The sequence below is a fragment of the Mycobacterium sp. VKM Ac-1816D genome (assembly GCF_000416385.1).
Lineage (GTDB): Bacteria > Actinomycetota > Actinomycetes > Mycobacteriales > Mycobacteriaceae > Mycobacterium > Mycobacterium neoaurum_A.
This window is the reverse complement of record NZ_AOHQ01000132.1, coordinates 1-12,219: the sequence shown is the minus strand read 5'-3', so window position 1 is coordinate 12,219 and position 12,219 is coordinate 1. Positions and strand designations below refer to the sequence as shown.

Annotated in this window: 16 protein-coding genes and 1 pseudogene; 14 read left to right on the top strand and 3 right to left on the bottom strand. The window is 67.3% G+C overall.

From position 1 onward, the window contains the following. Positions 1-64: 64 nt before the first annotated feature. The 5 genes from G154_RS11675 to G154_RS11660 all read left to right on the top strand — a co-directional run bounded on the left by G154_RS11675 (position 65) and on the right by G154_RS11660 (position 3,615). A complete protein-coding gene (locus G154_RS11675) occupies positions 65-295 on the top strand; it encodes a cell division/environmental response transcriptional regulator (protein ID WP_023985266.1) in 231 nt (76 codons plus the stop codon). 69 nt (positions 296-364) lie between these two features. After that, on the top strand, positions 365-466 hold the full coding sequence (locus G154_RS25995) for an AURKAIP1/COX24 domain-containing protein (RefSeq protein ID WP_003402602.1): 102 nt from the start codon (positions 365-367) through the stop codon (positions 464-466). A gap of 29 nt (positions 467-495) precedes the next feature. After that, positions 496-1,563, top strand: a complete 1,068-nt coding sequence (locus G154_RS11670; protein WP_019513809.1) for an SDR family oxidoreductase — start codon at positions 496-498, stop codon at positions 1,561-1,563. 25 nt (positions 1,564-1,588) lie between these two features. Further along, entirely contained in the window at positions 1,589-2,653 is a 1,065-nt protein-coding gene (locus G154_RS11665; RefSeq protein ID WP_023985267.1) for a lysophospholipid acyltransferase family protein, read from the top strand. A 116-nt stretch (positions 2,654-2,769) separates the two neighbouring features. Beyond that, on the top strand, positions 2,770-3,615 hold the full coding sequence (locus tag G154_RS11660) for a type IV toxin-antitoxin system AbiEi family antitoxin (RefSeq protein ID WP_019513811.1): 846 nt from the start codon (positions 2,770-2,772) through the stop codon (positions 3,613-3,615). Positions 3,616-3,677: 62 nt separating this feature from the next. On the opposite strand, the gene G154_RS11655 is transcribed toward G154_RS11660, so the two are convergent. Both G154_RS11655 and G154_RS11650 read right to left on the bottom strand, forming a co-directional pair. Then, positions 3,678-4,208 carry a MaoC family dehydratase N-terminal domain-containing protein gene (locus G154_RS11655; RefSeq protein ID WP_019513812.1) on the bottom strand — a complete coding sequence of 177 codons (531 nt, stop codon included), beginning with the start codon at positions 4,206-4,208 and terminating at the stop codon, positions 3,678-3,680. Positions 4,209-4,234: 26 nt separating this feature from the next. Then, complete coding sequence (locus tag G154_RS11650; protein ID WP_019513813.1) at positions 4,235-5,035, bottom strand: HAD family phosphatase; 801 nt, start codon at positions 5,033-5,035, stop codon at positions 4,235-4,237. A 38-nt stretch (positions 5,036-5,073) separates the two neighbouring features. On the opposite strand from G154_RS11650, the gene G154_RS11645 reads away from it, so the two are divergent. From G154_RS11645 to G154_RS11605, 9 genes are all read left to right on the top strand, one after another. Continuing rightward, a complete protein-coding gene (locus G154_RS11645) occupies positions 5,074-5,325 on the top strand; it encodes a glutaredoxin family protein (RefSeq protein WP_019513814.1) in 252 nt (83 codons plus the stop codon). Between the two features lie 78 nt (positions 5,326-5,403). Continuing rightward, positions 5,404-6,747, top strand: coding sequence for a glutamyl-tRNA reductase (locus G154_RS11640; RefSeq protein WP_023985268.1), 1,344 nt, complete (start codon positions 5,404-5,406; stop codon positions 6,745-6,747). After that, a complete protein-coding gene (gene hemC, locus G154_RS11635) occupies positions 6,744-7,679 on the top strand; it encodes a hydroxymethylbilane synthase (RefSeq protein ID WP_019513816.1) in 936 nt (311 codons plus the stop codon). The genes G154_RS11640 and hemC overlap by 4 nt, the downstream gene beginning before the upstream one ends. After that, complete coding sequence (locus G154_RS11630) at positions 7,676-9,340, top strand: bifunctional uroporphyrinogen-III C-methyltransferase/uroporphyrinogen-III synthase (protein WP_023985269.1); 1,665 nt, start codon at positions 7,676-7,678, stop codon at positions 9,338-9,340. Before hemC ends, G154_RS11630 begins: the two co-directional genes overlap by 4 nt. Continuing rightward, positions 9,341-10,321 carry a porphobilinogen synthase gene (hemB, locus tag G154_RS11625; protein WP_023985270.1) on the top strand — a complete coding sequence of 327 codons (981 nt, stop codon included), beginning with the start codon at positions 9,341-9,343 and terminating at the stop codon, positions 10,319-10,321. Then, on the top strand, positions 10,318-10,737 hold the full coding sequence (locus tag G154_RS11620) for a hypothetical protein (protein ID WP_019513819.1): 420 nt from the start codon (positions 10,318-10,320) through the stop codon (positions 10,735-10,737). The genes hemB and G154_RS11620 overlap by 4 nt, the downstream gene beginning before the upstream one ends. A gap of 12 nt (positions 10,738-10,749) precedes the next feature. Continuing rightward, on the top strand, positions 10,750-11,193 hold the full coding sequence (locus tag G154_RS11615; protein ID WP_019513820.1) for a hypothetical protein: 444 nt from the start codon (positions 10,750-10,752) through the stop codon (positions 11,191-11,193). Beyond that, positions 11,190-11,693 carry a hypothetical protein gene (locus G154_RS11610; protein ID WP_019513821.1) on the top strand — a complete coding sequence of 168 codons (504 nt, stop codon included), beginning with the start codon at positions 11,190-11,192 and terminating at the stop codon, positions 11,691-11,693. Before G154_RS11615 ends, G154_RS11610 begins: the two co-directional genes overlap by 4 nt. Next, positions 11,690-11,926, top strand: coding sequence for a hypothetical protein (locus G154_RS11605; RefSeq protein WP_019513822.1), 237 nt, complete (start codon positions 11,690-11,692; stop codon positions 11,924-11,926). The genes G154_RS11610 and G154_RS11605 overlap by 4 nt, the downstream gene beginning before the upstream one ends. Here the strand turns inward: G154_RS11605 and G154_RS26800 are convergent. Beyond that, a pseudogene (locus G154_RS26800) lies at positions 11,923-12,219 on the bottom strand (HNH endonuclease); the annotation flags it as partial. The gene G154_RS11605 and the pseudogene G154_RS26800 overlap by 4 nt on opposite strands.

Here is a 12,219-nt window from a genome sequence, read left to right as displayed (position 1 = left end):
GCACGCGTACGTGCCAGCGGTGGGGAAGCCGCTGGCCCGGCCGTGCCTTATGGATTGGGTTGCGATGACGTCAATGAACGGGCCATCGGCGCGGGATTCCGCTGGCGACGGCCAGCCGAAGGCTCAATTTCTCACCGTCGCAGAGGTCGCCAGCTTGATGCGGGTCAGCAAGATGACCGTGTACCGCCTGGTGCACAACGGTGAACTGCCTGCGGTACGGGTGGGTCGCTCGTTCCGCGTACACGCCAAGGCGGTGCACGACCTCTTGGAGACCTCGTACTTCGACGCCGGCTGATTAGTTCCGGGCCGGGGCACCCGGGTAAGGTGACCCGGTCAGTTCACACATCGGTAGGTAGCGGAGTTCATGGGTTCAGTAATCAAGAAGCGGCGTAAGCGCATGTCGAAGAAGAAGCACCGTAAGCTGCTTCGTCGCACCCGGGTCCAGCGCAGAAAACTCGGTAAGTAGCTTTCGGCTTCGGCCGCTAGGCTGGCCCGATGGATGAGCTTGGTTCCGAACCTAAAGTCGTCCTGGTCACCGGGGCCTGCCGTTTTCTCGGCGGGTACCTGACTGCACGCCTGGCGCAGAACCCCGCGATCGACCATGTCATCGCGGTGGATGCGATAGCACCGAGCAAGGATCTGTTGCGGCGGATGGGGCGCGCCGAATTCGTGCGCGCCGACATCCGCAACCCCTTCATCGCCAAGGTCATCCGCAACGGCAACGTCGACACCGTCGTCCACGCCGCGGCGGCCTCCTACGCGCCGCGCGCCGGTGGACGGGCCACCCTCAAAGAGCTCAACGTGATGGGTGCCATCCAGCTGTTCGCGGCCGCGCAGAAGGCGCCGTCGGTGCGCCGCGTCGTGCTCAAGTCCACCTCCGAGGTGTACGGGTCCAGTTCGCGCGATCCGGTGCGGTTCACCGAGGACGGCAGTGCGCGCCGGCCGCCGACCGATGGTTTCGCACGCGACAGCATCGACATCGAGGGTTATGCCCGGGGGCTGGCCCGTCGACGCCCGGATATCGCGGTGACGATCCTGCGGTTGGCCAACATGATCGGCCCCGCGATGGACACCGCGCTCTCGCGCTTCCTGGCAGGGCCGGTCGTGCCCACGGTGCTGGGCCGTGATGCCCGGCTGCAGCTGCTGCACGAACAGGATGCGCTCGGCGCGCTGGAACGGGCCACCGTCGCGGGCAGGCCCGGCACCTTCAACGTCGGCGCCGACGGCATCATCATGATGAGTCAGGCGATCCGCCGTTCCGGCCGGGTCGCGCTGCCGGTGCCGCGTTCGGCGCTGGCCGTCGTCGACTCACTGCGTCGCGCCACCCGCTACACCGAGCTCGACCGTGAGCAGCTGAACTATGTGAGCTTCGGCCGGGTGATGGATACCGCCAGGATGCGAAACGACCTAGGCTATATCCCGAAGTGGACCACCGCGGAGGCATTCGACGATTACGTGCGGGGACGTGGTCTGACGCCGATCATCGACCCGAACTGGGTACGCTCTGTGGAAGGCCGGGCGGTGGCGCTGGCGCAACGCTGCGGCGGCTTGGGGACGACGTGACGTCGGGTTGGGGAGAGGTTGTCCGGTGGCGGGTGAATCAAAAGCGAAAGTGATTCCGCTGCGCGCGAATTCGGGTCGTTCGACCGCTGCGCGCCGCGCCGCTCAGCGTGCCGACGGTGCGCGCAGGCATCCCTCCCTGCTGTCGGACTCCGACGAACGCGCCTCCGCCGAGGAGATCGCCGCCGTCGTCCGCGAGATCGACGAGCATCGCAACAACGGCGCGGCTGCCGCCCCCGAGGACGTCCCCAACGAGCTGTCGAAGGCCATCTCCGCGATCGCCGATTTCGCCACCCGCCGGATGACCGGTGACTACACCGTCGACGAGTTCGGGTTCGATCCGCACCTCAATGACAACGTCGTATTACCGCTGCTGCGTGGACTTTTCAGGAATTGGTTCCGCGTCGAGGTCAGCGGTATCGAGAACCTGCCGCTGGACGGAGCGGCACTGGTGGTGGCCAATCATGCCGGCGTGCTGCCCTTCGACGGACTGATGGCGTCGGTGGCGGTGCACGATCACCATCCGCGCCAGCGGGCATTGCGGTTGCTGGCGGCCGATCTCGTCTTCGACATGCCCGTGGTGGGTCAGGCGGCCCGCAAGGCCGGCCACACGGTGGCATGCAGCTCCGATGCGCACCGGTTGCTCGCGGCCGGTGAACTCACCGCGGTATTCCCCGAGGGGTTCAAGGGGCTGGGTAAACCCTTCAAGGACCGCTACAAGCTGCAGCGGTTCGGTCGCGGCGGTTTCGTCTCGGCCGCGCTGCGCGCGCAGGTGCCCATCGTCCCGTGCTCGATCGTCGGCTCCGAGGAGATCTACCCCAAGATCGGTGACATCACGTTGCTGGCGCGGCTGCTGGGGCTGCCCTACTTCCCGGTCACGCCGCTGTTCCCGCTGGCCGGTCCGCTGGGTTTGGTGCCATTGCCGTCGAAGTGGCACATCAAGTTCGGCGAGCCGATCTCCACCGACGGCTATGACGAGGGTGCGGCGGATGACCCCATGATCACCTTCGAGCTGACCGACCACGTCCGCGAGACCATCCAGCACACGCTGTATCAGCTGCTGGCGAATCGCCGGAACACCTTCCTGGGCTGAGTAGTTCTCTGCGGCGAGATCGACGTTTCTGCGGTCGCGGACGTCGTCAGAGCGCAAAAACGTCGATCTCACTAAATCGATGGAGCCGTTCAGGCAGCCGCTGCGTCTGATTGAGCATGCGCATCCCATTCGTCGGCGCCGAAGCCGTCGCTTCAGGTGAGTTGACGCCGTTCGCTTTGCGACGCCGGTATCGGCCGATTTACCGGGGGATCTATGTCCCCGCTGAGCATGAGGTGTCGCTGCGCGATCGCATCGTCGGAATCGGATTGGCAGCACCCGACGCCGTCATCGCCGGCGTAGCCGCATCGGCACTCTACGGCGCGAAGTGGGTCGACGCCGATGAGCCCATCGAGGTGGTCATGGGTGGGCGCCGTACCCAGCAGGGGTTGATCGTGCGCAACGACACCCTGCAACCGGATGAGATCGCGACGATCTCGGGAGTCCGGGTCACCACACCGGCACGGACCGCCTTCGACCTGGCGAGGTATCACCCGCGTGATTGGGCAGTGGCTCGCCTGGATGCGCTTGCTCGGGCGCGACGATTCTCGGTCGAGCAGGTCGCGACGATCGCAGAGCGGCATCCGCGGGCGCGGGGGGTGACGCGGCTACGGACGACTCTGCCGTTCGTCGACGGCGGAGCGGAGTCCCCGAAGGAGACATGGTTGCGATTGCTCTTCATCGATGCCGGACTGCCCAGACCCACAACCCAGTTTGTGGTGTACGACGAGGAAGGCCGCTATGTCCGGCGAATCGACATGTGCTGGACGGAGTTCAAGGTCGGCGCTGAATACGACGGACAGCAGCATCTGACGAGCCGGTACGACTATGTGAACGATGTGAAGATCGGGCGGGTGCTGCGCCGGTTGGACTGGCGTATCCAGCACGTCATCAAGGAGGACCGGCCGGCCGAGATCATCTCCGAGGCTCGGACGACTCTCCTGTCGCGGGGGTGGCGCCCGTGAGATCGACGTAGTTGTCGTCGCAGGCTTCCTGAGACCACAAAAATGTCGATCTCAACTCACAACTAGCTGTTCTGGTTGGCGACCATTCGCGCGATCGAGGCATCACGCGCGGCGGCGATCTGGGCGGTGACCTCGTCGGCCTCGCCTTCGTGCTCGGCCTCACCGAGGATCGTGATGACGCTGGTGAGCACCGGGTTGCCGTCGTCGTCGGTGACCTCGGCGCGGACCTCGGTGAGGATGGCGCCGTGCGATTCGATGACCGAATCGAGGTACGAGTCGAACCACAGCTTGTCGCCGGCCTTGATCGGGCGGTGGAAGACCAGCTTCTGATCACGGTGCAGCACCCGCTCCAGGTTCACCGGCACATCGAACTGGTTGAAGATCTCCAGCTGCACCCGGCGCCCGGCGACAGCGATGAACGTCAGCGACGCCACGAGGCTGTCATGACCGTTCTCGGCGGCACCTTCCTCGCTGTGGTGGGCGGGGTGCTCATCCTTCACCGCGGTGGCGAACTCACGGATCTTCTCGCGGCCGACCTCGAAATAGTCGGGGTACCGGTAGTGGGTTCCCACGATCTCTTCGGCAATGCCCATGGCGGGTCAGCCTACCGTGCGGCGGCTCAGTGACCGGCGTCGCGGCGAGAGGCCACCGCGGCCAGGGCCCCGCCGACCGCACCGAGGGCCAATGCCGAGGGCACTCCGATGCGAGCCGCCTTGCGTGCGGTGCGGAAGTCGCGGATCTCCCAGCCGCGTTCGCGGGCCACATCGCGCAGCGCCGCGTCGGGATTGATCGCGACGGCGGTGCCGACCAGCGACAGCATCGGCACGTCGTTGAAGCTGTCCGAATAAGCGGTGCATCGACGCAGGTTGAGGCCCTCGCGGATGGCCAAGGAGCGGACCGCATGGGCCTTGCCCGCGCCATGCAGAATGTCCCCGACGAGCCGGCCGGTGAACACACCGTCGACGGATTCGGCGATGGTGCCCAGCGCCCCGGTCAGGCCGAGGCGGCGGGCGATCGTGTCGGCGAGCTCATAGGGCGTCGCGGTCACCAACCACACCTGCTGGCCGGCATCGAGGTGCATCTGGGCCAGCGCACGGGTACCCGGCCAGATCCGGTCGGCGATGATCTCGTCGTAGATCTGTTCACCGAGCTCGACCAGTTCGGCGGTGGAGCGGCCCTCGATGAACGCCAGCGCCTTCTGCTTGCCCTCGGCGACGTCGTCGCTGTTCTCCTTGCCGGTGAACTGGAACTTGGCCTGCGCGTAGATGATCCCGGCGATATCGCGGTAGGTGAAGTACTTGCGCGCGGCCAGCCCACGGGCGAAGTGCACCAGCGACGATCCGTGCACCAGGGTGTTGTCGACGTCGAAGAACGCCGCCGCGGTCAGGTCCGGCGGTGGCGGCGGAGGCGTGTCGGACACCGTTCAACATTAAGTCACCGGGGGCCGATACTGGTTGCGTGGACCATCAGGTGTTGTTGCTCACACGTGCCGGATGCGGCCTGTGCGCGACGGCGGCCGCGACGCTGGACGCGCTGGCCGCCGAATTGGGCATGCGCTGGGAGTCGGTGGATGTCGACATCGCCGCCGAGGGGGGTCAGCCCGCGTTACGCGCCGAGTACGGCGATCGGCTGCCGGTCGTGCTTCTCGACGGTGTCGAACACAGCTACTGGGAGGTCGACGAAGCGCAGTTACGAAAAGATCTCAGCTAATTTGGTCGCTGCGCTGGTAAAGGCTACTTTGGACCGTGGCCTAGGGCGAGCGACGGGAAGAATCTGGGTGATGATGCCGTGAGCGTACTGCTATTCGGAGTGTCGCACCGCAGTGCGCCGGTTTCCGTTCTGGAGCAGCTCAGTACCGACGAGGCCGACCAGGCCAAGATCGTCGACCAGCTCCTGCAGTCGTCGTTGGTGACCGAGGCCATGGTGCTCTCCACCTGCAACCGGGTGGAGATCTATGCGGTCGTCGACGCCTTCCACGGTGGCCTGTCCGTCATCGGCCAGGTGCTCTCCGAATGCTCCGGTATGGGCCTGAACGACCTCACCAAATATGCCTACGTGCGCTACGCCGAGGCCGCCGTCGAACATCTCTTCTCGGTGACCAGCGGGATGGATTCGCTGGTGGTCGGTGAGCAGCAGGTGCTCGGGCAGGTGCGCCGCGCCTACGCCGCCGCCGAGGCCAATCACAGCGTCGGCCGCACCCTGCACGAGCTGGCCCAGCGTGCCCTGTCCGTCGGTAAGCGGGTGCACACCGAGACCGGTATCGACTCGGCAGGCGCCTCGGTGGTCTCGGTGTCGCTGGAGATGGCCGATCGGCGCATCGGTGGCCTGGCGGGCCGCCGGGCCGTGGTCGTCGGCGCCGGCGCGATGGGTGCCCTGGCCGCCAAACACCTGGTCCGGGCCGGTGTCGAGCGCATCGACGTCGTCAACCGATCGCTGCCGCGTGCCCGCAGGCTGTCCCAGAACATCACCGATCTCGGCGTGGCATCGCATCCGTATCTGCTCGACGATGTCGCCGCGGTCCTGGCCGCCGCCGATGTCGTGGTCAGCAGCACCGGCGCCGTCCGCCCGGTCATGACGCTCGCCGATGTGCACCTCGCGTTGGCCGCCCGTGATGACGATGATCGTCCGCTGGTGATGTGCGATCTGGGCATGCCGCGCGATATCGACATCGCGGTCAACGGGCTGCCCGGCGTCCACGTCATCGACATGGAGCGCATCCAGCGCGAACCGCGGGCCCGCGCGGCGACCTCGGATGCCGAGGCCGCACGCACCATCGTCGCCAATGAGGTCGCCAATTATCTGGCCGGCCAGCGGATGGCCGAGGTCACCCCGACGGTCACCGCGCTGCGCCAGCGCGCCGCCGACGTCGTCGAGGCCGAACTGCTGCGCCTGGACAACCGGCTGCCGGGGCTGGATTCCACGCATCGTGACGAGGTCGCCCGCACTGTCCGCAGGGTCGTCGACAAGCTTCTGCACGCGCCGACCGTGCGGGTCAAGCAGCTCGCCGGGGCGCCCGGTGGGGACAGCTACGCCGAGGCGCTGCGCGAGTTGTTCGAACTCGACCCGCAGGCCGTCGACGCCGTAGCCGGCGGCGAATTGCCGTTGCTCGCATCAGATACCGATACTCAGTGATCCGAATCGGCACCAGGGGCAGCCTGCTGGCCACCACCCAGGCCGGCTTCGTCCGCGACGCGTTGATCGCCAACGGGCACGAGGCCGAACTGGTCATCATCTCCACCGAGGGCGACCGCAATCAGGGCCCGATCGCCGATATCGGCGTCGGGGTGTTCACCGCGGCCCTGCGCGAGGCGCTGGCCGACGGCGAGGTGGACGCCTGCGTGCACTCCTACAAGGATCTCCCGACCGCCCGTGACGAACGGTTCACCATCGCCGCCGTTCCGCCCCGTGAGGACTCCCGGGACGCGCTGGTGGCGCGTGACGGACTGGTGCTCGGCGAGCTCCCGGCGGGCTCGGTGATCGGTACCTCGAGCCCGCGGCGGGCCGCGCAGCTTAAAGCACTGGGTCTCGGTTTGGAAATCCGCCCCCTACGAGGCAACCTAGACACCAGGTTGAACAGGGTAAGCAGCGGTGATCTCGACGGCGTCGTCGTCGCCCGAGCGGGCCTCGCCCGCATCGGACGGCTGGACGTTGTCACCGAGGCTCTGGAACCGGTGCAGATGTTGCCGGCACCGGCTCAGGGGGCGCTCGCGGTCGAATGCCGTGCCGCAGATTCCGACCTCGTCGCGACACTGGCGGAGTTGGAAGACGCCGACACGCGCGCCGCGGTCATCGCTGAACGTGTCCTGCTCGCCGAACTGGAGGCGGGTTGCTCCGCACCGGTGGGTGCCATCGCTGAGGTGGTCGAGTCCATCGATGAGGACGGCCGCGTCTTCGAAGAGCTGTCGCTGCGCGCATGCGTGGCGGCGCTGGACGGATCCGACGTGATCCGTGCGTCCGGCATCGGGACTCCCGAGCGGGCACGAGAGCTGGGGCTCTCGGTGGCCGCGGAGCTGTTCGAACTGGGCGCACGCGACGTGTTGGCAGACGCTGGGAGTGACAGATGACTGGGCACGCAGGTAACCGGGGCCGCAAGATTCGGCCCGGCCGCATCACATTCGTGGGCTCCGGCCCAGGTGATCCGGGCCTGCTGACAACGCGTGCGCGGACCGTGCTCGCCAATGCGGCGACGGTGTTCACCGATCCCGATGTGCCCGAGTCGGTGCTGGCGCTGGTCGGTTCCGAACTGCCGCCGACCTCGGGCCCCGAGCCCGCCGCCACCGAGACGCCCGACGGTGAGACCGTCGCCGCCGTGGTGCCGGGTGGTCCCGATGTGCGACCAGCCCTCGGCGATCCCGCCGAGGTCGCCAAGACGCTGGCCGCCGAGGCGCGTAACGGTCTCGACGTCGTCCGGCTGGTCGCCGGTGACCCGCTGTCGGTGGACGCGGTGATCGCCGAGGTCAATGCGCTGGCACGGACCCAGCTGAACTTCGAGATCGTGCCGGGCCTGCCGGATACCACCGCAGTGCCGACCTATGCCGGTCTGCCGCTGGGCTCGTCGCACACGGTCGCCGATGTGCGTGACCCGAACGTCGACTGGGCTGCGCTGGCCGCCGCCCCCGGACCGCTGATCCTGCACGCGACCGCCGGCCACCTGGCCGACGCCGCCCGCACGCTGGTCGAGTACGGCCTCGCCGAGAACACGCCGGCCGTCATCACCGCGCACGGCACCACCTGCCAGCAGCATTCGGTGGAGACCACGCTGGTCGGCCTCGGCGACAAGGCCATCCTGAACGCGGCCGAGCCCTCCGGTGGCACACCGGGCCCGCTGTCGGGTCCGCTGGTCGTCACGATCGGCAAGACGGTCGCCAACCGCGCGAAGCTGAACTGGTGGGAGAGCCGGGCGCTCTACGGCTGGACCGTGCTGGTGCCGCGCACCAAGGATCAGGCCGGCGAGATGAGTGACCGGCTGGTCACCCACGGCGCACTGCCGGTCGAGGTGCCCACCATCGCCGTCGAGCCGCCGCGTAGCCCGGCCCAGATGGAAAGGGCCGTCAAGGGTTTGGTGGACGGCCGGTTCCAGTGGGTGGTGTTCACCTCCACCAACGCCGTGCGTGCCGTATGGGAGAAGTTCAACGAGTTCGGCCTGGACGCCCGCGCGTTCTCGGGTGTGAAGATCGCCTGTGTCGGCCAGGCCACCGCCGATCGGGTGCGTGCCTTCGGTATCAACCCCGAGCTGGTGCCCGCCGGTGAGCAGTCCTCGCTGGGCCTGCTCGACGAGTTCCCGCCGTATGACGAGATCTTCGACCCGGTGAACCGGGTGCTGCTGCCGCGCGCCGACATCGCCACCGAGACGCTGGCCGAGGGTCTGCGTGAACGCGGTTGGGAGATCGAGGATGTCACGGCCTATCGCACCGTCCGTGCGGCCCCGCCGCCGGCGCACACCCGCGAGATGATCAAGACCGGCGGGTTCGACGCGGTCTGCTTCACCTCCAGCTCGACGGTCCGCAATCTGGTCGGCATCGCGGGTAAACCTCACGCGCGCACCATCGTTGCCTGTATCGGTCCCAAGACCGCCGAGACGGCAGTCGAATTCGGCCTGCGCGTCGATGTGCAGCCGGAGACGGCCGCGGTCGGTCCGCTGGTTGAGGCGCTCGCCGAGCATGCCGCCCGGCTGCGCGCTGAGGGTGCGCTGCCTCCGCCGCGCAAGAAGAGCCGCCGCCGGTAAATGGGTTTCCCCAGACATCGTCCCCGTCGGCTGCGTTCCACGCCGGCGATGCGCAGGCTGGTCGCACAGACGACGCTGGAACCCCGGCACCTGGTGTTGCCGATGTTCGTCGCCGACGGGCTGACCGAGCCGCGGCCGATCAGCTCGATGCCGGGAGTCGTTCAGCACAGCCGTGATTCGTTGCGCCGCGCGGCTGCCGATGCGGTGGCCGCCGGGGTAGGCGGACTGATGTTGTTCGGGGTTCCGCAGGCGCAGGACAAGGATGCCTCCGGCAGCGTCGGGCTCGATCCCGACGGTGTGCTCAATGCCGCGTTGCGTGACCTGACCGCCGACCTCGGCGATGCCACCGTCCTGATGGCCGACACCTGCCTCGACGAGTTCACCGATCACGGTCATTGTGGTGTGCTCGACGCGCACGGGCGCGTCGACAACGATGCAACCAACGAGCAGTATGTGAAACTCGCTGTTGCGCAGGCGCATTCCGGTGCGCACGTGGTTGGGCCGAGCGGCATGATGGACGGCCAGGTCGCCGCGATCCGTGACGGCCTGGACGAGGCGGGGCACGAGGATGTCGCGATCCTCGCGTATGCGGCGAAGTTCGCCTCGGCGTTCTACGGCCCGTTCCGGGAAGCGGTGGATTCCAGCCTGTCCGGGGATCGGCGCACCTACCAACAGGATCCGGGTAATGCACGCGAGGCCGTGCACGAGATCACGTTGGACATCGACGAGGGTGCCGACATGGTGATGGTCAAGCCCGCCATGAGCTATCTCGATGTGGTGGCCGCGGCCGCGGAGATCTCACCGGTGCCCGTCGCGGCCTATCAGATCTCGGGGGAGTACTCGATGATCAGTGCCGCCGCGGCCAACGGCTGGATCGATCTGCGGGCCTCCGCACTGGAATCGCTGACCAGCATCCGCCGGGCTGGCGCCGATATCGTGCTCACCTACTGGGCGGCCGAGGCTGCCGGCTGGTTGAAGTGACCGAGCCTGCGCCTGCCGAGAACGTCCGACCGGAAGACGTGGACACCGGCGTCGGGCTGTGGGCGGCCGCGCTGATCCTGATGGTGCTGGGCTACCTGATCGATCTGTTCACCGCGCCGATCGACGTGGCCTGGTACATCTACGCGGCATCGGTGCTGTTCGTCATCGTGGTCGCCGCGGTGGTCGCCGCCTTCACCTGGCTGCTGCGCTTCGGCTACCGCTGGCCGCGCACGCTGTTGACCGCGGGTGGGCTGACCGCGGTGGTCTACACGGTGACCAGTCTGTTCACCGTCGACCGCAGTGCCGCCGTCGCCGCCTTCGGGTACGCAGCATGCACCATCCTGGGGTCGGTGCTGATTTTGGGCGGGGTGGTGCTGCTGCACCGCAAGGACGCTCACGAATACCTCACCCGCTAGGCTGCCGGGATCATGACCGCACCCTCGTCACCCGCACGTCCCGGCATCGTCAACATCGCATTCTGGTCGGTTCTGGTGGGCTCGGTGTTGTTGCTGTCGGGTGGGTTGCTGGGCCTGAGCGTGGCGGTCAGTGCCGATGACGCGGTGTTCGGCAAGGATGTCTCCCCGGAGACGGTGCAGAATCTGCGGATCCTGCTCGGCGGGCTCAGCGTGTTGTGGGCCGTGGTCGGGATGGCGCTGAGCTTCCTGGCCGGGCGCGCTCGCAACGGCGATCTGCGGTTCCGTCGGTCGGTGGTGGTGATGGCCGTGGCGGTCGTGGTGATGGTGTTCCTGTTGACGCTGCTGGCTCCGTTCACCATCACGCTGCCCACGTTGTTCGGGGTGGTCCCGGTGGCCATCGGTGCCACCCTGTTCATGCGGCCGGCGGCCACGGACTGGTTTCTGGACATGCAATGACCGAGGACGAACCGATCGACCAGGATCTGACCGAGGCACCTGCCGAGCAGGTGCTCTTCCACGAGCCCGGCGGTACCTGGTGGTGGCTGTTGGCCGGCCCGATCGCCGGGCTGGCGATGGCGTTGATCCAGGTGTCCGGTGGTGCCGGATGGGGGCTGGGTGTTCCCGCGGTGTTCTGCATCCTGATCAGTGGTTTCCTTGCGATCCAGATCAAGGCAGCCCGTATCCACACCTCGGTGGAGCTGACGCCGACGACGTTGCGTCAGGGCACCGAGCGGATACCGATCGCCGATATCGTTCAGATCTATCCGGAGCTCAAGCGTGGCGAGAGCGAGAAGTGGCAGACCTACCGCGCCTTCGGTGAGCTCAGTGGGATTCCGCGCGGTCGAACCGGTATCGGTATCAAGTTGACCGATAAGCGGACGGGGCAGGCGTGGGCGCGTAAACACCGCACCCTCCGCACCGCCCTGGTCGGACTGGTCGAGGAGCAGATGCCGTGAGGCGCACCGCGATGATCCAACTGGGTGCTGCGGTGCTTGCCCTCGTCGGTTGCGTACTGAGCTGGTTGGCCTCGCGCTCGGACGCGGAGTTACCGCCGGTTCTGGAGGGTGAGCCGACGGTGGCCACGGTCATCTACTACCCGCCGCTGATCCTGCTGGCGCTGCTGCTCGCCACGGTCGCCGGTGTGCTGACGGTGCTGGGCATCGTCAGATTGCGGGCGTCGCGCGCCTAGAAGTCTGGTTGTCCGCGGGCGTTTTCGAGGGCGACAGCGGCTGCGTTGTGGGTGCGTTCGGCGCTGATGCGGTAGTCACGGTCGTGTTGTCGGGTGCGTTGGCGTCGCGGGATGGCCGGTTCGCGGTCGCGCTCATCGATGAGGGTGATGTGTCGTGTTCTTGGTATCGGGGTGTCGATGGTGTTGTGCGGGAACAGAATCGGCCCCAGTGGCATCGTCACGTATCGATGCCCGGACGGTGCGGTCCATTCGGTGGTGCCGTCGGGGTGGGCGGTGGGGGTCCAGCCGGTTTT